The 19054-nt window shown below is 48.8% G+C and carries 15 protein-coding genes; 8 read left to right on the top strand and 7 right to left on the bottom strand.

Annotated elements, in window-relative coordinates; all coding sequences use genetic code 11:
* Nucleotides 1–103 precede the first annotated feature (103 nt).
* From ACNRUY_RS21920 to ACNRUY_RS21910, 3 genes are all read right to left on the bottom strand, one after another.
* Complete coding sequence (locus ACNRUY_RS21920; protein WP_488113795.1) at nucleotides 104–1900, bottom strand: PP2C family serine/threonine-protein phosphatase; 1797 nt, start codon at nucleotides 1898–1900, stop codon at nucleotides 104–106.
* A gap of 496 nt (nucleotides 1901–2396) precedes the next feature.
* Entirely contained in the window at nucleotides 2397–3590 is a 1194-nt protein-coding gene (locus ACNRUY_RS21915) for a class I SAM-dependent rRNA methyltransferase (protein ID WP_488113794.1), read from the bottom strand.
* A gap of 225 nt (nucleotides 3591–3815) precedes the next feature.
* Nucleotides 3816–5081, bottom strand: a complete 1266-nt coding sequence (locus ACNRUY_RS21910) for an MFS transporter (protein ID WP_488113793.1) — start codon at nucleotides 5079–5081, stop codon at nucleotides 3816–3818.
* 101 nt (nucleotides 5082–5182) lie between these two features.
* On the opposite strand from ACNRUY_RS21910, the gene ACNRUY_RS21905 reads away from it, so the two are divergent.
* The 3 genes from ACNRUY_RS21905 (at nucleotide 5183) to ACNRUY_RS21895 (ending at nucleotide 7472) form a co-directional block, all read left to right on the top strand.
* The gene (locus ACNRUY_RS21905) at nucleotides 5183–6061 is read left to right on the top strand and encodes a LysR family transcriptional regulator (RefSeq protein WP_488113792.1); all 879 of its coding nucleotides are present in this window, start codon (nucleotides 5183–5185) and stop codon (nucleotides 6059–6061) included.
* Between the two features lie 211 nt (nucleotides 6062–6272).
* On the top strand, nucleotides 6273–6620 hold the full coding sequence (locus ACNRUY_RS21900) for a hypothetical protein (protein WP_488113791.1): 348 nt from the start codon (nucleotides 6273–6275) through the stop codon (nucleotides 6618–6620).
* Between the two features lie 60 nt (nucleotides 6621–6680).
* Nucleotides 6681–7472, top strand: a complete 792-nt coding sequence (locus tag ACNRUY_RS21895) for a phytanoyl-CoA dioxygenase family protein (RefSeq protein ID WP_488113790.1) — start codon at nucleotides 6681–6683, stop codon at nucleotides 7470–7472.
* Here ACNRUY_RS21895 and ACNRUY_RS21890 read toward each other — a convergent pair.
* The gene (locus tag ACNRUY_RS21890) at nucleotides 7458–8141 is read right to left on the bottom strand and encodes an N-acetylmuramoyl-L-alanine amidase (RefSeq protein ID WP_488113789.1); all 684 of its coding nucleotides are present in this window, start codon (nucleotides 8139–8141) and stop codon (nucleotides 7458–7460) included. The two genes, ACNRUY_RS21895 and ACNRUY_RS21890, sit on opposite strands and share 15 nt — an antisense overlap.
* 25 nt (nucleotides 8142–8166) lie before the next feature.
* On the opposite strand from ACNRUY_RS21890, the gene ACNRUY_RS21885 reads away from it, so the two are divergent.
* The gene (locus tag ACNRUY_RS21885; RefSeq protein ID WP_488113788.1) at nucleotides 8167–8652 is read left to right on the top strand and encodes a phnA protein; all 486 of its coding nucleotides are present in this window, start codon (nucleotides 8167–8169) and stop codon (nucleotides 8650–8652) included.
* On the opposite strand, the gene ACNRUY_RS21880 is transcribed toward ACNRUY_RS21885, so the two are convergent.
* Nucleotides 8640–11717 (bottom strand): hypothetical protein, encoded by a 3078-nt coding sequence (locus tag ACNRUY_RS21880; RefSeq protein ID WP_488113787.1) that lies wholly within the window; start codon nucleotides 11715–11717, stop codon nucleotides 8640–8642. The two genes, ACNRUY_RS21885 and ACNRUY_RS21880, sit on opposite strands and share 13 nt — an antisense overlap.
* 183 nt (nucleotides 11718–11900) lie before the next feature.
* Between ACNRUY_RS21880 and fliO the strand changes: the two genes are divergently transcribed.
* Nucleotides 11901–12329: a flagellar biosynthetic protein FliO gene (fliO, locus tag ACNRUY_RS21875; protein ID WP_488113786.1), complete on the top strand. Its 429-nt coding sequence runs from the start codon at nucleotides 11901–11903 to the stop codon at nucleotides 12327–12329.
* A 108-nt stretch (nucleotides 12330–12437) separates the two neighbouring features.
* On the opposite strand, the gene ACNRUY_RS21870 is transcribed toward fliO, so the two are convergent.
* On the bottom strand, nucleotides 12438–14030 hold the full coding sequence (locus ACNRUY_RS21870; RefSeq protein ID WP_488113785.1) for a hypothetical protein: 1593 nt from the start codon (nucleotides 14028–14030) through the stop codon (nucleotides 12438–12440).
* A 264-nt stretch (nucleotides 14031–14294) separates the two neighbouring features.
* Nucleotides 14295–15245 carry a LysR substrate-binding domain-containing protein gene (locus tag ACNRUY_RS21865; protein ID WP_488113784.1) on the bottom strand — a complete coding sequence of 317 codons (951 nt, stop codon included), beginning with the start codon at nucleotides 15243–15245 and terminating at the stop codon, nucleotides 14295–14297.
* A gap of 597 nt (nucleotides 15246–15842) precedes the next feature.
* Between ACNRUY_RS21865 and deoC the strand changes: the two genes are divergently transcribed.
* The 3 genes from deoC (at nucleotide 15843) to deoD (ending at nucleotide 18840) form a co-directional block, all read left to right on the top strand.
* Nucleotides 15843–16616, top strand: coding sequence for a deoxyribose-phosphate aldolase (deoC, locus tag ACNRUY_RS21860; protein ID WP_488113783.1), 774 nt, complete (start codon nucleotides 15843–15845; stop codon nucleotides 16614–16616).
* An 82-nt stretch (nucleotides 16617–16698) separates the two neighbouring features.
* Nucleotides 16699–18036, top strand: a complete 1338-nt coding sequence (gene deoA / locus ACNRUY_RS21855) for a thymidine phosphorylase (RefSeq protein ID WP_488113782.1) — start codon at nucleotides 16699–16701, stop codon at nucleotides 18034–18036.
* 99 nt (nucleotides 18037–18135) lie between these two features.
* The gene (gene deoD / locus ACNRUY_RS21850; RefSeq protein WP_488113781.1) at nucleotides 18136–18840 is read left to right on the top strand and encodes a purine-nucleoside phosphorylase; all 705 of its coding nucleotides are present in this window, start codon (nucleotides 18136–18138) and stop codon (nucleotides 18838–18840) included.
* Nucleotides 18841–19054 lie beyond the last annotated feature (214 nt).

The following is a 19054-nucleotide window of genomic DNA, read 5'->3' as shown; positions in this document are numbered from 1 at the left end:
AAGAACGCCAATGGAAACTCTGATAGATGGCAAAGAGATCTGGAAGGAAAAATTTGTAGCCTGAATTTGACCTGACAGACACCCTCTGAAAAATCGGTGACTGTCAGATCAGGTCTGAACTACTACACTGTATGCCTGAAAAAGCACTTACTGGTAATTCTGGTATTTTTGCATGAGCAACTGTCTGATGATCTCCTGATGAACAAGAAACATCATCATCCAAAACAGGAGTAATCGGTTCAGTAACAGGCTGATATCGACTTTGCCTTACTTTATCTTGTGAAAAACCCGATGACACACATTTGCCAAACGTCTCATCATCCGCCAATAAAGATCGTTCCACGCCTCTGTATATGGATTGCTGTTCAGGCTCACGCCCCTTGCTGGAATCATCAGAGCGATCATGGCAAAACACCTTTTCATGAGTTTCTTCCAACAATGGTGATCCATGCCTTTTACGGGAAACAGTTATCGGGTCGTTTTGATTTTCAGGGGCAACAGAAAACACCTCATCAAACTCAGGCAGTTTAGGCAGAAGTTCATCTTTATCATCTTCTCGAAAACACAAACTTTGCACCGTGATATCATCATCAGGAATACCTGATTTCTCTCGTAAATAAAAGGCAGCACTGCCAGCCATAACGGGCAAAGAACCCGTAGAACTGGAGTTGCTCAATGTAGACCTGGCTGCCAGTTCAGCAAGCTGGCTGGTAGAAACAACATCCCAGAGACCGTCAGTAGCCTGAATCACCACAGGCCACCTTTTAGCATCAAACTGGGTGATCACCGGATCATGACAAACAATGACGGGGTAGCGTCCAATAGATGTTGCAGGTGCCAGCACTCCCCCCACACGATTGTTTTCAACGGTTCCCCCAAGCGCTTTAATCTTGTCCTGATATTTTTGGTTATCACACTTGGCGGGTTCTGTTGCCGGTATTATCTGAGGCTCTCTATCGTTATAAGGGTTGTACAACCAGGCCCTGGAATCACCTACACAGGCAAACCAGTATTGATCTTCAATCCTGACCAGAACATTGGCAGTGGTTCCTGCATAGCCTCCTTTCTTGACAGCCTCTTCTTCAACAATTCTCTGGAGCTTGGCAAAGGTTATTTTCAGAGCATAATATATTTCCGCTGCACCCGCAGCTTTTCTGCAAACCTGCTTCAAGCTATTTTCAAGACAACTTTGAATATTTATCGCCAGAAGTGACGAAGCAAGATTACCAGCGTGCCCATCAAAAACACCGGAAAAAAACACCGGAATGTTTTTTCCTGGAAGAGGTAACATAAAAAAACCATGACAGCAGCGGTCCTCATTTTTTTTACCAATCTGTAAACGCTCTACTTCAACCCTTTGATGCAGACCTGACTGTTCTGGGTAAAACTCTTGCCAGCCTTCTTGCAAAGCACACCCTCTTTCCTGAACAGAACGACTTAACCGTTCCATGTATTTTCTATCACGAAACCCGTTAAAAAAAAGATTAAGGTCGGTTTTCTTGAAAGGTTCAGTGTCTTTTCTGGCGTCCTCCACTTCATCTGAAATATCTTTCAAGACAAAGGGAGTTAGAGAGGAGATATCAAAATCATGGAATTTACGAGTCAAATCGGCATAATTCATTAACCTCGACCCATCCCCCTTATTCATGAGGTCTTGGCCAATTCCTCGTGAAGCATCATTGCACAACAGACCATTAACAGCATCTTTGTGCACAGGATCAATACGTCTAAAATCTGAAATTGTATTTACTGGTGGTTGAGTATTAATGGCCGGATCTGATATAACCTTAATTTTCAGCGGAATAGATTTAACTCTTTTTTTTGCAGGAAACTTCCGGTCATTACTATCGACCACCATCGATAGCATAAAATAGTTTTGAGAAACGGCATCATTAATCACTAGCAAAATCCTTTTTCAAAATACTGATAACCAAACCGGCAAAAATATTAAACCTTTTTCCCTCACAGTACGACTGGCTGTTACTCCTACTCACTCCTATGTCCGTTAAACTAACACTTTCCGTACAAAAACAATCAGTAGGCGAGGGTCCTAGCCCGCATATTGCATAAAGCCGCTATGAAAAAGCGATTATCCCATGCCTTTCAAGGGGTATAGGAGAAAAGCGTAAAAAGACTATTTGTCATAGGGACGCTCGTCGGCTTGTCGCTAGCTCTTTTCCCGCCATGACAGCATTTTGTCGACAAATCCAGGCAATAAGCATGAATGTATCGACAAAATGTGTCAGCCGAAAAAATAGCAGAGCGACAAGCTCGACACTTCATGCAATATGCGGGCTAGCCGGCCTATTACATGAAGAAGGATTGCTCGCCTTTCATAGCGGCTTTATGCAATAGGCAGGCTAAATAGCTTTTATCGCAGAGTTATGACAGCCCGGTTACTGCGGCAACACCCGGGCAAAAACCGCCTTGATGTATTCTGTTTCCGGAATAGCCGGATGCACAGGATGATCCGGCCCCTGGTGCCCCTGCTCAATAATCTGCAGATTACGGTCTATATGGCGGCTGCCACCTCGAAGCAGATCCACCATATTATCCTTCTGGAGATGCATAGAGCAGGAAGCGGCCACCAGATAGCCGTCTTTTTCCAGCAGGCGCATGGCCAGTTCATTGATTCGTCGGTAGGCCTGCTCACCGGCTTTGATGTCCTTGCGCTTCTTGATAAACGCCGGTGGATCAACCACCACCACATCAAACTTCTCCCGGTCATCCCGAAGGGCTTTCAGGGCCGCAAACGCATCCCCTTCAAGGGTATCCACCCGCCCCTGCACTTCATTCAGTTCAGCATTGGCATGCACCTGCTCCAGGGCAAAGGCAGACGCATCCAGACATGTCACCTTCTCAGCACCAAAGGCAGCGGCCTGAATCCCCCAGCCACCGATATAGCTGAATACATCCAGAACCCTCTTACCTTTCACATAAGGCTTCAACCGCTGACGGTTCATACGGTGATCATAGAACCAGCCGGTTTTCTGCCCCGCCATCACCGGTGCCTGAAAACTGACTCCGTTCTCTTCCAGGTTGACCACCTCAGGTACCACACCGGATACGACCTCAGTGTATTCAGGCAAATCTTCCAGCTTTCGGGCATTGCCATCGTTTCTGAACAAAATCCCTTTGGGCTGAAGCACCTGGTTCAGGGCATCGACAATCTCACCACGCACCCGCTCCATACCTGCTGTGGAAATCTGCGCCACCAGAATATCACCAAACCGGTCAACCACCAGACCAGGCAATCCATCACTGTCACCATACACCAACCGGTAAAAAGGTTGGTCAAAGAGTTGTTCACGAAGGCTCAGGGCAACGTTAATCCGGTGAACCAGCAGGGCTTTATTAAGGAAATAGTCCTGATCACGGCTGACCAGTCGGGCACAGATCAGCGTATTCGGATTCACATAAGCGGTTCCCAGGGGCTTACCCGCTGCATTTTCCACCACAACGGGCTCACCGGACTCGAAGTTTTTCAGCGGGGTTGCCTGAACATCCACTTCATTACTGTATATCCACAGATGTCCGGACTTCAGACGACGGTCGGCCTTGTTTTTTAGACGCAGGGTGTTTAATGGCATGGCAATATCAGCGGTCAGCACAGAGAGAAAGAGTTTGCGGATTATGGGGGATCAGCCGGACAAACAATAGTCCGTAATCACTGAAAGCTCCATGCCACCAGCGGAGAAAGGGCATTTATCCTGCCCCAGGAGCCTGTCGGACTTATGCTTCCGAGCATCAAATTCAGTAGAACGAGTCACTGTCTTGGCTCAAGCTGCTTCGATGGATTCGTGCGAATAGTTAACCTATTTAATCGAATTCATCGGAAAATTTGGCCGTTCTTTCTGGATTTTAGGCCGGAATTGTCGTAAGTCCGACAGGTTCCTACCATCAGACCACAGAGTGCGAGTTCGCCAGTACAACCCGATGGCCAGGCTGAAGGTCAGCAGCAAGACCAGCCAGGACCCCAGAATGACTCCGGCCCAACCATGGGTCTGCCAGAAAGGCTCCAGATACAGCCCCCCCGTGCTGGCACCCAGATAATAAAACACCAGATAGAGGGAGGAAGCGCTGGCCCGACTGTGGTGAGCGTTTTGGCTGACCCAGCTGCTGGCATTGGAATGGGCGATAAAAAAGCCCGCGGCATTCACCAGAAAACCGGTAATAATCCAGACCACGGAAGCCATCAGCATCAGCCCGGTTCCCAGAAACAAAAGCAAAACACCAAGGGCCATGGCCAGAGGTTGGGGCAACCAGCCCGCCAGTCGACCGGAGAAAGCCGATATCGTGGTCCCGCTCAGATAAGTGAGAAACAACAGCCCGAGCCAGCTGGGAGGCAGGTGATAGGGGGCGTCCGCCAGCAGAAAAGTGGCATAGCTGTACTGGTTAATGAATATGAAAAAATTGAGTCCACTGAACAAATAGGCGGACAGCAGAAGAGGGTTACGAAGGTGATCCAGCAGGTCAGTCACCATCCTTACTGGCCTGAGACCGGCTTTCTGAAACCGGCGTGATTCTGGCAACAACCAGGCAAACAGCACCAGACAGACAAGGCTGATGATCGCCATAACTCCAAACGCCTGAGCCCAGCCCAGCCAGTCTCCCACAAACCCGCCGATTAACCGGCCACTGATACCTCCCAGCGAGTTCCCGCTGATGTAGATTCCCACTGCCGCGGTCAGGGCCGGACGTGAGTATTCATCCCCCATGTAGGCAATGGCTGGCAAGCCTCCCAGACAGAACCCCTGAATCGCCCGGAGCACAATCAGCAACGAGTAATCCGATGTTAGAGCGATGAGGCCGGTACACAGTGTGGCACCGGCCATGGTGACCACCATAATCCACTTGCGTCCAAGGGCATCGGACAGCGGCCCATAAAACAACAGTGACAGCCCAAGGGTAAATGTTGTGATGGTGAAGCTGAGCCCCGCTTCCAGGGTGGTTAACTGAAACTGGTTCGCCAGCATTGGCAGCAGAGGCTGGCTGATGTAGACATTGGCGAATACCATGAACGAACCGAGGCAGAGTGCCATGGTTGCACGCCAGAAGCTTCCTGTCCTGGCTTCTATCATTGCGCCTCTCCATCATAAAGTTCTGATGCAACAAGGCTAGCAATCCAGGATCAATCAGTGAAATATATAGTCTTGATTGTTTTGATAACGGATGCTTATCCATGGATCTGAAACAGCTGCGCTATTTCCGGGCCATCGCCCGTTGTGGTGGATTTACCCGGGCAGCGAAGCAACTCCATATTGCCCAGCCTGCGGTCAGCATGGCCATCAGCAAGCTGGAACAGCAGCTGGAATTGAAACTGTTCCATCGGCAAGACCGCCGGGTGTCCCTGACCGATGAGGGAGAAAGGCTGCTGGTGCATGCTGAACGTATTCTCCAGGCGGAGGAAGACGCCCGGCTGGAGATGCAGGAACTGAAAGGGCTCAGTCGTGGAGAAGTTCGGGTGGGTATTCCCAGTATGCTGGGCTCTTATTATTTCCCCCCGATTCTGATGGCCTTCCATCAGAACTTCCCGGATCTCAGGCTATCGGTTATTGAGGGGGGCACCTGGGAGCTTCAGAAAATGCTGGAGACCGGCGAGCTGGACCTGGCAGTGATCGTCGCCGAGTTCGTGCCCGATGAGCTGACCGCAGAAGTCTTTCTGAAACAGGAAATGCGGGTCACGGTGAGTTGCAACCATCCCCTGGCAGAACAAGATGCAGTCACCACCAGGGCGTTCTTCAACAACGAACTAGTCATGTTCAAGGAAGGCTATTTCCACCGGAAAATTATCGACCGCCTGGCCAGTGAGGCGGGCATTACCCCCAATATCGGTTTTGAAACCAACCTGATCCCCCTGATCAAATCCATCGCACGACAAGGTTATGGCATTTCAACCTTGCTGAGTATGGCCATCCAGGACCATGATGAACTGATTACCCGACCTTTTGAAAACCCCATCTGGCTGGACCTGTCCATCGCCTGGAGGCGCAACGGCTACCTGACAAGGGCCAACCGGGCTTTTGTGGATTTTATGCTGGCTCAAACCACCCTCCGTTAACCCCCGCTAAAACAACTATCAAACCAACGGGTCGCGCGATCGTTTACGTCTCCCCCATAAATGAGCCCCTTTGATCAGGGATACACCACACTCCCCCCTCCCGAATACAGCCAGCATCCACGGATATCTACGGATGGTTCTACCGTCCCATCAAAACTACGCTCCTTCGTAGCCCTTACGATTGATAGTCCCTACCATTGGAGCTGTTGACATGCCGGATAAGAACAAACAATCTCTGAGTCACCTGCTGCAGGCGTTGATGGATAAACCCGATAATGCGTCTATGATGGATCTGCTGGAATCGGCTCATCTTGGCTTCACCCAGGGGGCCAACCACTTTGTTGATAACTCAGCAGAAAAACTGCAACCTGCCGATATAAAAAGCTGCCTTCGCACCTATCCTATTGCCCAGATACTGATCAGCATTGTCCGGTATCATGAGCTCAACAGGGATACCGAAATTATTCGTAAAACGGTGCTGGCGCTGTTGGACTCCCTGGAAGAACAGCTACCCTCCGGCTCAGACAGGGAGCAACCGATGCAAACAACACTTCATTAACAACATGGCTTCAGGTGTTGGCACCTGCCGTAACATCAGGGCCAGACAAGGTTGAAGAAGATGACGCACTATCAGGAAGCCCTGCAAAAAAAAGGATACATTGTGGTGCCGGATCTGGTGCCACCAGAACTGCTGCAACCCGCCATTGAAGCCATTACCGGGTTTGTCGATGTTGACCTGGAGGCCCCCTCTACCTGGTACCGGAAAAACCTGGGCAGTAATGGCATAGTGCCGATTCATCACCACCAGGCCTTCTGGAATATCCGCCAGTATGAACCCCTGTTCGAACTGTTTGCCCAGCTGCTGGGCACCAGAGACCTCTGGGTTCGCCTGGACCGGGCCTCCTTCAAACCCCCCTGGCGCCCTGAGCACCCTGAACAGAAAGACGACAGTCGCATTCACCTCGACAGCCACCCGGAGAAAGTCTACCTGCCAAGGCTTCAGGGCATGCTTTACCTGACGGATACTGAGGCAGATCAGGGAGCCTTCTATTGTGTCCCCAGTCTGTATCAGGTGGATAAAACGGCCCTTCACAGAAAGTCGCTGTTTTTTACCGATGAGGAACTGGCGGGTCATACCCCTGTGCATGTGGGGGGCAAGGCGGGCAGCTTTGTACTCTGGGACTCCAGGCTGCCCCACGGCAGCAGCCTCAACCATAGCACCCGGCCGAGACTCACCCAGTACATTTCCATGTTTCCAGCAGGGACTGAAGATGACCGGGAAGAGCGCATCACTTTGTGGCGGGAAAAAAGAGCCCCTCAACGGTGGCGCAACTTCTCTTATCAGCAGGATCCTGAGCCCGGTGATCCGGCCAAACTGACTGAGCTAGGCAAACAACTACTGGGACTTTGACGCCTGCTGAATCAGACGCACCGAGGTTTCCGTAAGCGCACTGACGGACTGCCAGAAGCGGCTTTTTTCTTCCGGGTCTTCCGGTTCGCTGTCTTTCAACAATAACAGGGTTTTCTGCAATTCATCCGGGCAGACCGCCGACCTTTCTGGAGCCGGGCTCTCAGGGTAGTTTTCCCGGAAAAAACGAGCCCAGTCAAAACAGAGCCCCGGGTCGGCCTTACCCCGGAAACCGGCAATCTGTTCATGCCCCACCACCCTGCCAGGCTTGGCCAGCGCCGGATAGTGTGCTTTCAGTTGGCAGACAACCTCTCTCAGAGCCCCATACTGGGCCTCACTGAAAGGGAACAGATTGCCATTGTAATTGACCAGCTCAATTCCAATGGAAAAGTCATTAAACCCTTCCCTTCCCTGCCACTGGCTGACACCAGCATGCCAACCCCGCATGGCTTCTCCATTCAGGCAGTCCACCAGCTCATAAACCGTGCCATCGATATCAATCACCAGATGTGAAGAAACCCCAAACTTCGGGTCCATGAAAATATCCAGGGTGCCCTGCAAGTCAACCGCGGTATAATGCAGCACAAGATAATCAACAGGAATCAGGCACTCATCCCGGTTCGGGCTCTTCATTCGGTGAATCGGCCATTCAGACAGTTCAGAAAATGCCATCACTGGACACCTGGAGTGGGAGTTAATGAAAAAGCTCAGGCCTTCATCTTTGCCTGATTTCAGCTCGCCTGCAAGGCTGACTCATTATTTTCAATTTCCAGGAGAAACCACCATGGCCAAAGGGCTGCAGAAACACCAGGAGCGATTGTCAGCATTAAACCTGCTGGGCAAGGATCTGGCGCGACGAGCTCGTTCCAAATGCGAAATTTGTGAAGCCGCGGGAGTCCCCCTGGCCATTTATGAAGTGGCCCCCATTCCCAGTGAGCCGGAACTGGAACACTGCCTGATGGCCTGCGAAACCTGCCGCGAACAGCTGGATAATCCAAAACGCCTGCAACCCGACCATTGGCGCTGCCTGGCCAAAAGCATCTGGAGCACAGTGCCGGTGGTGCAGGTGTTGTCCCTGAGGCAACTGAGAAAACTGTCGGAAGAGCACCACTGGGCTGCAGAAGCCCTCGAGCACGCTTACCTTGATCCGGAAGTTGAAACCTGGGCGGATCAGGAAGACTGATCCTCTGGCGAACGCTCGGGAAAAGTTCTCTCATATAAGGCTACATAAGGGGTAAACCCGGAGTCACGGATAAAATCCTCTAAACTCTGGTTTACCATAAGCCCCCGGTTTTCCAGGTACTCTGACCAGCCCACGTTTATATCATCATCATGGACCACCGCCACTGTACCGTCATCTGCCAGGGACAGATGAATATAGTGGCCTGAAGTAGCACTTCCCTTATGACAGACCAGAGACCGCAACCGGCCCTGAACCTCGACAGCGTTACCTGAAGCGCTATCAAGCACCGGAAGTGAAATCCTGGGGCAGGCACCACTCAAAAAGGCATTTGTGGCATCCTGAGCCCTTTTCTTCTCACTGCCAGAGCCGGACTCAAACATAGCCAGAGAGATAGAAAACCGGCTCAGTTGAACGACATCCGCCACCATAGCCTGATACCGCGTACCTGAACGCTTGAATTCCGTCTTTCCCTTTCTTGGAACGGTAAACTGTGAATAGGTTTCAATGTCCTCCCTGGTCCATGAATAGTTACCCGCTTCTTCCTGGTGAAACCGATCCAGACAGTCTTTGAAAGTGACCGGTGCTGACAGCCTTTCAAGCTGCTCCTGATCAATATCTTCATCCTTGACACCCAGCGTTCTTAGAAGAGCCGCAGCGTATTTAACCTTCTGTTCGCCACTCATATTTTCCAGTTCTTTCATGCCCTGAAGTTCGGCCAGAACCGGGTCAATAATAACCGGCTTTCCTGCGGTATCATGAGAACCAAAACAAGTGCCATCATAAGCGAGAATTCTGGATTCCTTTACCAATGTCCGGGCAGGAAAGGGCTTAAATGAGCCAGCAATAAGAGTTGGCTTTGCCAAGTATGGGCTGGCCAGAAAGCCTTCACTATCTACCTCAGCAACCCCTCGCACATATTGCTCACCGCCGCCCAGATCGTACATGATCAGTAGTTCGCCAGAATCGGCTTTTACAACCGTGCCTGAAGTCACTTCCCCCAGGGAGTGTACGTAAGGAAACAATTCCGTTTTGTTTCCGGGCTCAGGTAGCTGGGTTCCTTCAGGTATTACCCTGCCATCACTGAGCACACAATTTTGTTGAAGAATACGCCGCTGGTTGATCACAATAGCATCAGGCCGAACAACGCCATTCAGTTGCTGGAACAAGCAGTCATTAAGCTTATTACCTCGTTTTCGTACCAACCCCTCATCTGTTTTTTTATCTCGCTCAGGGCATACAGCCCTGCTCAGCAAATAGAAGCAGGATCGCAACTCAACTGCTTTGGCGTCCATCATTCCGGTGTTCATTAACCTGTTGAGAACTTCAAGCTTAATTACCATTGCAGCCATCTCAAACCATCCCGGGTTGCGGGCTATTGGCAGGTTCATTGGCTGAAAGCTCTCCTGCCCTCCAGATGGTCGGCTAATCTTGTAAGCCCTCCCTCTCCCATCCTTAAGGGTTGTTGTTACATAAGCCTGACTTTGAATACTGAATGAAGGGTCATCATTTAATCCAAGAACGTCCATGAACCCCACCAGAAACCCGGACGCATCCCTTTGAGTTTCCGGGAGTTCTTGATCAAATATTGCAGAAAGAGCTCCATATTTAACCGGATCCTTCCGACCCATCTGATGAAAACACCTCATCAGCTGCTTCTGATACCCAAGGACGCTGAAAATTCGTTGATGCTCTCTCTGATGTTCACGAATTTTCCAGAGGGTAACCAATGTATCTCTTAACGCCTTTTTCAGAGAAAGAGTTTCAACATCACTATCGGTGAACACTTTTAACTCAAGAGCTTCAATGGCTTGTTTGCTAAAACAATCAAGAATAAAGTTCACAGAAGAATTAAACCAGCAAGTATTTCCAAAATTTTTCAGGGGAAAGTCCATAAGATTCAAACCGCTACCGTCAGGCATTTTCTTGTCAAACTGTTGCGTCATCGTCTGAACATCTTTATAAATATTTCGTATGAGTATTTCTGCCTGCCCCAAGGTTTGAGCCTCACGAATATCATCAGAATAGAAATCAAAAAGCCCGGAAAAATAGATATCAAACAATGTTTCATGTGAAAAAAGTTCGATATCCGTACAGCGTGAGTTTTTTTTCAAACCATTCAACATACCATTCAATTGAGCCAGCTGCTTATACTCTTCAGAAAACCCTTTCCAGGCTGTGACACCATATCTTGCCTTCAACAAACTCAGAATATAATCAAACTCCCCACTGGAATGAATCATCTCATCTTGCAGAAGCTGCCTCTTTATAGCATCCGGTTTTTCCGCTGCTATTAAAAAGTGTGGTGTATGCTTGGCAAGTACTTGATCCAGAAGCTCTCCTGAATTTTTTGCTCTATCAAAAGTCATTTCTTCTTCAGGATTACCTGATCCAAAAAGTAATAGCGATGGGAAATCCCTATTATTATCAGAGGTATTCACTGAACCTTGAGCATTGACGTAATCTTCATCAGAGTCAGAATTAGAAGAATCTTTTTTCCCAAAAGCATAAGAAACAGTTTTTCTATTTCCCTTAGTTGGCTTAAGACTATCATTGGATGAGACCCAGATTGCATGGATAAGATCAAGAACGCCTTCCCCCGTTATAGATAAAGCTGCAGCTTCATCTACATCGCCATTTTTTATGTTTAAATTTTTTATTATTTCTGATATTACTGATTCATCAATAGAGCAATCGTGTCGTTCCCGAAGATGACCTCGTATCGCTCTTATTTTAACCATGCTTGGCTGATACCGGGAGACTTCTATATCTGATGGACTATTTATATCATTTTTATTTCTGCCCGGTGACTCAGAAGCAATTTCAGGATGGTAATGTACTTCAGTGACGTTTCGATCAATCCCTGGCGAAAATTTTGTTTCTTCTGGGCGGCCTACTGTTGGTATCTCTTTAGGATCAAGTTCAGGCTTGCTAACCAACTTGTTAGCAAAATTGACGTCGCCGGGTGTTCTTTTCGACTGGCCAGTACCTATTCTTTCAGAGCTACGATTATCGCGCTGTGAAGCAGGGTATCGCTCATACCCACTAATACCTGTTGCACGGTCCATTTGTCCCTTCCCTGGCTATACAGCACTCTTCATTGCTAAAAATCATATTGATCGATATTTATTGACTGATTTTCATATGAAAAGTTCACTTCAGAGCCTGATACTGAAAATAGAGCCAGAGATGCTCAATCAGAAGAAACAAAGCTTGTAAAGCCCGGGAAAAACGCTTTATAGTCAATAACTATGAAACTTCTATCAAGACTCAGCCTGCTGATTACCTTTCTTCCTACAGGCCTGATGGCGGAAGCGGAAGAAGCCCCCAAGCCAGTTGGCGACCTCAACCTTCTGGAGGTGGTTACCCCGCTGCTTATGGTGGTTGGTCTGATCCTTGCGTTGGCCTGGGTCGTGAAAAAGTTAAACCGTGGATTGCCCTCTATGGGCGGTGAGATTGAAATCTTGTCCAGCACTCCGGTCTCTAACCAGTCTCGCCTCTGCCTGATCAGGGTCGGTGGAAAGGACCTGTTGATTGGCATCACCAATCATAATATTTCACTTCTGAAAACCTTTGATGAACCTGTTGTGAGTACATCCCCCAAATCCAATCCAGGGGATTTTGCCCAGCAGTTCAGGAGTTTATTAAACCGGAAGAATAACTCAAGTGGGGAGAGCTGACTGTAGCGATAATTCAGTTTTACTGAGCTATCGCTACTACTAACTCCAGAAGGTTGGAAAAATTGCGGACACCTCTACTGGTCAGCATGAGGTCGATTTAGTATTGATCTATTCCTCATCCTCTTCCGTCCATTTGAAGGAGTCCAACTTACCCGACAAAAGACTTTCGATCCTATCCAATACATCCGTAGTAAACCGCCAATAGTACTGGTTTTTTAACAAATCCATAATCTGTCCAGATGTTAAGCCACTGAATATAGATGCATCAATTGTATTTTTGATTAGACTTACTAATTCCAGCTCTTCCTGCTCTTTCTCAAGTTCCGCATTAGCAGCGTCTAAATCGTAATCAGAAACCCTGTAGTCGAAAAGATCTCTATTAATTTCTTCAGAAAGGTCTTCACTATAATCATGAACTTTAACAGTATCCTTGAATCTAACTCCTTTATTATCAGCCGAACGGTTATGCGCACCGTTATCTAAAAACTTGGGTTTAGGAGGAATAGGGGGATGAGTTTTAAGTTTTTTCTCCTGAACAACATTTGTCTTGCCATTGACCTCTTCAGCCCCATGCCCTTTATTCTGACCGGGTGGCTTAGGAGCAGGTCTGGCAAAATGCCACTTCCCATCTTTATCAACACCATAGGCACTGGTATTGGGAGGCCGCTTTGGTGCTTTTCTAGCAATATTACGATGACCATCTTCGTTCATTTTATAATAATCTCTGTTTGGCCCCCGCCTTTCCTCTATTCCAAGCCGGCTTAACTCTTGCCTTCTTGTTTTTTCTATCATTTCCTGAATATATTCATCTCTGGACTGAGTAACTGAATGTCCTTTCCGATCATTCCAGTCACCTCTAGGCTGAGTAACTGGGCGTTCTTTCCGACTGTCTTCAGGCTGAGCGGCTGGATTACCTTTCTGCTCAGGAATCTCTAATCGTAAGTTTTGCTTATTTCTGGCTTGCAGTTTTGATACTTGCCCACCTTGTTTATCTACACCAGGCTTCTCTGGAACAGCAAGGGAACCGCTATTTCCCTGAGCCCTTATCTTACTTTCTGGCAAGAATGAGGAGAACGAACCCGGCTTCCTGACCTCCTCCCATGCCTCATCCGGTGTTCTTAAATGCCTGAAATTCTGAGCATCTAACTCCTCAGATGTTGGTGGTGGGGGAAAATCATCATCAACAAACCCACCATTATGTCGATGCAGAAACTCATTCTCATCAAATACACTTGAGTTATCTCCATCGAAATCATAAAACCCTGGATCATCCGATACCTGACTATTCAACAAACCTTTTGAAGGTTGATCACTGTACCCAACAGGTGATTCTGCCTCTCCCTTGAAGGTGGAAAACGAAGATACGCTGATAGCTGAATCATTAGAATCCTGTCTAACGTATGAACTTACAGATTCCTCACCTGGCAAAAAAGGTTTAGACGACAGGGTGCTTTCAGAGCTTTCATCACTCATCCAGTTCATCGTTATTTTTTGGGGAGACGCATTTCTGGAGGAAAGATCAACCTGGGGAAGGTCATAACTTTTCTTGTGGCCAAAAAAGAAACTTTTAAGTCCGGTTACAATTTTAACCAAGAAACGACCAAGTATGCCAAGCTCTTCTCTGTTGACTTCTCTGTGATCAACGGGCTTATCAAAATCCGTTTTAAATTGACTATCTCGATTCTCTGGACCAACTTGCATACCAGCCACCTCCTGAAGACTTTTTTCCAGTATAGGCAGCGTGCTTCATACTCGTGTTATTGCAAGGGCTAAATCAATGATTCATTCACATAAACCCGATGATAACTTTAACTCTCAGATAATTACCCTCTCCAAAAAAACCGCTAAATATCAAAAAACTGAGTGTTAACAGTAGGTTGTACAAAATTGATCCTGCCAGATTTAACAAGCCAGGATCGACTGTTTTTTGACACTGAGCCTTGACCCGCCACTGGGTCCAGTGCATCAGGGAATATGCCGGTAGTTGTCTAGCTCTTCCGCCGAGGACAAAAACCGCTGGTTCAACTTTTGTTCATTACCCAGCCAGTCCAGACACCAGTTCAGAGCCGCTCCCCGCTTCTCTTCATTCCACGCCAGGTGACACTGGGTATTCCAGTGAACATTTTCAATATCCCTTTCCACCAGAAGCCCCTGTTCCACATAGTGACGGGCGAAATGGCAGGGCAGAGTAGTGACCCCAAGGCCGCGCACAGCACATTCTATGGCATTACGGAAATTGGGCACTCTGATGGACCGCCGGTAATCATTCAACCAGTTTTCACCGGTATCAAAGGTTCTGGCGGTATCCTCAATAGCAATGATCAGGTGAGGATCCAGATCTTCACGGGTCAACTGCCGATCAATGGCGTTCAACGGATGATCAGGTGACATGACCAGCGCCCAGTCAACCTGCCCCATGGAGCGATACCGGAACTGACTGCTTCCGGTAATCACTTCCGGAATTGTCTGAGGTGCACCAATCACAAGATGACAACGCTGATGAAAAAGGGCATCCCAGGAGCCATTATAAATCTCACCATTCACCACCAGTCGTGTATGGGGATTGGCATCATGGAACGCAGAAATAAAGTCGTAAACCGCATCCTGGCTGATGATATTGTCCAGAACGATCCTTAACTCCAGCTCACTCTGGCTGGCAGCTTCACGGGTACTGTATTCCAGCCTCCTCAGATCAGCCAGAATTTTATGGGACTCCTTCAGGAAGTGCTCGCCCGCCGGTGTGATTTCCACCCTGCGGTTATCCCGGACAAACAGCTGTACCCCCAGCATCTCCTCTAGCTTCCGGATGGTGTAGCTGATCGCCGAAGGAACCTTGTGAATGTGCCTGGCTGCCAGTGAAAAGTTTTGATAATGAGCTACCGCCTGAACGGCCTCAATTGCATCCGCCTGAATCATAGACACTTCGCAGAGTTAGAATACGTGATGAAATTCATTGAACAGATTACGTACTGTTAAAAACAGTCTATTGATAATAATCATTTATTTACATGTTTCGATATTGATCTAAATCAAATACTCGATTACTTTTTGTTACACAAAGATTTTGAATCAATCCGCAATATTTATCGATATACAACATACACGCTCAGAATTACTCTTAATTTCTGAATCGTTGAGGTAAAACAGATGATTACTATTTAGCCATTCAATTTTCTGGTTAATCCATTCAATTGAACAATAGTTAAACAACACCAGCTTTTATTGGCTGCCTGTTTCATTATTAAGCGATATTGACTGTTTACCTGTTGAGAAAATAAGCCAGTTCCGCTCTGGCAATCGATTATACCTGTTATTTCCATTTTTGGATGATGACTGTTTTTCAGAGCCTCTTGTTTGAAGCCTGAAACCCGGCTTTACGTCTAGCCTTATTAATCTCTGCATCGTCGGCGCCCAGTCTGTTATAGAAGCCTGCGATGGGTCAGTAACCAATGAGGGCCTCTATGCCTCAGAAACAAAGGCTCATAAACAGAGGCTCAAAACAGGAATTCCACAATGAGCAGTGAAACCAACTACAGCCAACTGGCGCTGTCACTGATTGACCTGACCACCCTCAATGACGATGACACCCCCGAACAAGTCATCTCCCTTTGTCAGTCCGCCAGAACCCCGGCAGGCACAACAGCCGCCGTCTGTATTTACCCCCGGTTTATCCCGGTTGCCAGAAAAGCTCTGCGCGAGCAAGGCCTTGAAGCCGTAAAAATCGCCACAGTCACCAACTTCCCTGCCGGTGGCGATGATATCGAAATCGCTGTGACAGAAACCAGGGCCGCCGTTGTTTATGGTGCGGATGAGGTGGATGTGGTCTTCCCATACCGGGCTCTGATGGCCGGTGACGAAAAAACCGGTTTTGAGCTGGTTCGCCAATGCAAAGAAGCCTGTGGTGAGCGCGTAACACTGAAAGTCATTATTGAATCCGGGGAACTGAAAACACCGGAGCTGATCCGCAAAGCCAGTGAGCTGGCCATCGAAGCCGGTGCTGATTTTATCAAGACCTCAACCGGGAAAGTTCCCGTTAATGCCACCCTGGAAGCGGCCCGCATCATGCTGCAAGCCATAAAAGACAGTGGTCGGGATGTGTCTTTCAAGCCCGCCGGTGGCATACGCACTGCAGCAGAAGCCAGAGAACACCTGCAACTGGCGGAAGAAATCATGGGTAAAGACTGGATCAATCCTGATCACTACCGCTTTGGTGCCAGCAGCCTTCTGGGCAACCTGTTGATCGACCTGAAGGTAAAAGAAGGCCAGGTGGACACCCGTAGCTACTGATCACAAAGAGCCTGCCATTCACTGGCAGGCTCCCCGGCAGATTTCATCAAAGAGTAATGATGACCACTTAGGGGGGGGAGTCATGTTTCTACCACAGGAAGTTATCCGTCATAAGCGTGAAGCTCAACCGTTAACCCGGGAAGAGATTCGCCAGTTCGTGCAGGGAGTGACCCGGGATACGGTATCCGAAGGCCAGATCGCAGCCTTCGCTATGGCCATCTACTTCAGAGGGCTGGATATGCAGGAGCGCATTGCTTTTACCGAAGCGGTGCGGGACTCCGGTGATGTGCTGTCCTGGGACCGGGAAAAACTGGGAGGCCCGGTGATCGACAAACACTCTACCGGTGGTGTAGGCGACGTAGTCAGCCTGATGCTGGGCCCGATGCTGGCCGCCTGTGGTGGGTTTGTTCCCATGATCTCCGGCCGGGGCCTGGGTCATACCGGGGGCACTCTGGACAAACTGGACAGTATTCCAGGGTATAACACCAGTGCTTCTGAAGAGCAGTTTCGGAAAGTGGTTGAAAGCTGCGGAGTCGCTATTGTCGGACAAACCGGTGAGCTGGCTCCAGCGGACAAACGGATTTATGCCATTCGTGATGTCACCGCTACGGTTGAATCCATTGACATGATTACCGCCTCCATTCTTGGCAAGAAACTGGCGGAAGGCCTGGATGCCCTGGTTATGGACGTCAAAGTAGGCAGCGGTGCCTTTATGCCCACCTATGAAGCCTCTGAAGCCCTGGCAAAAAGCATCGTCAGCGTTGCCAACGGGGCTGGCGTCAAAACCACCGCATTACTCACGGATATGAACCAGTGCCTTGCCTCCAGTGCCGGTAATGCGGTTGAAGTCCGCGAGGCTGTCCAGTTTCTGCGGGGAGAATACCGGAACCCCCGGCTACAGGAAATCACTCTGGCACAGGCTTCCGATCTTCTGGTTTCCGGAAACCTGGCCAGAGACCTCAGTGAAGCTCGCGATCAGCTCCAGGTGGCTCTGGACGATGGCAAAGCCGCTGAGATTTTTGGCCAGATGGTTGCCGGACTTGGAGGACCTTCCGACTTTATGGACCGCCCTGACCATTACCTGCCTCAAGCGAGCATTATCCGCCCGGTATTTGCGGACCAAAGCGGTTACCTGTCTGCCATGGATACCCGGGGCATGGGAATGGCGGTAGTTCAACTCGGTGGTGGCAGGAGCTCTCCCGCAGATGGAATTAATTACGGGGTTGGCCTGACGGATATCCCACGCCTTGGCCAGAAAGTCGGCCAAGAAATCCCCCTGGCCATGATTCATGCCAGCAGCGAAGAGTCCTGGAACCAGGCTGCAGAAAGTGTCCGGGCAGCGGTCCGTATTGATGAAACGGCACCGAAGCAGAACCCTGAAGTCTACCAGCGGATTACTGTGGAAGACTGCAAACAATAGCTTGCTGCATAAGCCATGAGCCCATTAAGAGCATCAACATGGGCTCAAACCACAATACGACACCTGACTTATTATAAAACATTCTGTGGAGATGACCCCATGGCCACCCCTCATATCAACGCAGCTCCAGGAGCCTTTGCGGAAACAGCCCTGATGCCCGGAGACCCTCTACGAGCCAAATACATTGCAGAAACCTTTCTCGAAGGTGCCGAAGAAGTTACCAATGTTCGTAACATGCTGGGCTTTACCGGCCACTACAAAGACAAAAGAGTCTCCGTGATGGGGTCTGGAATGGGGATTCCTTCAGCCTCTATTTACTATAAGGAGCTGATCACCGAATACGGCGTCAAAAACCTGATCCGTGTTGGCAGCTGTGGTGCCATCAGCCAGGATGTCAAACTCCGTGATGTAGTCATCGGCATGGGTGCTGCCACGGACTCAAAAGTGAACCGAATCCGTTTCAAAGGCCATGATTTTGCCGCCATTTGCGACTATTCCCTGCTGGAAAAGGCGGTGGCTTCAGCCCGCAATAAAGCGATTCCGGTGAAAGTAGGCAACCTTTTTTCTGCGGACCTGTTTTACTCTCCAGAACAGGACCTATTTGACCTGATGGAAAAGTACGACATTCTGGGAGTGGAAATGGAAGCCGCCGGACTTTATGGGGTTGCTGCAGAATACGGCGCTAAAGCTCTGGCCGTGTGTACGGTCAGTGACCATATCCGCACCGGGGAAAAACTTTCCTCTGAAGACCGACAGTTGTCATTCAATGAAATGATTGAGCTCACTCTTGAATCTCTAGTTTAAGATGCTCTCCCATAATTTTTGGCTTCCAAAAAAATTCAAAGTTCAAATTGTTCAAAGATCATTTTGAACTTTGTTTTAATCCCGCATGGCGCTGTTCAAATTAAGTGTTGCTCTACCCAATGTATAGAAACTTGATCTAAAAAAGCCTCCTCTGAGAAGAGTTGAGTTTTAAGAAACCTTTTCCACCCGAGGTAACGAGACAGGTATTTTGTTG

This window comes from Endozoicomonas sp. Z74, from assembly GCF_057680865.1.
The sequence above is the reverse complement of the archived record's forward strand: the minus strand, read 5'-3'. Positions and strand labels throughout refer to the sequence as shown.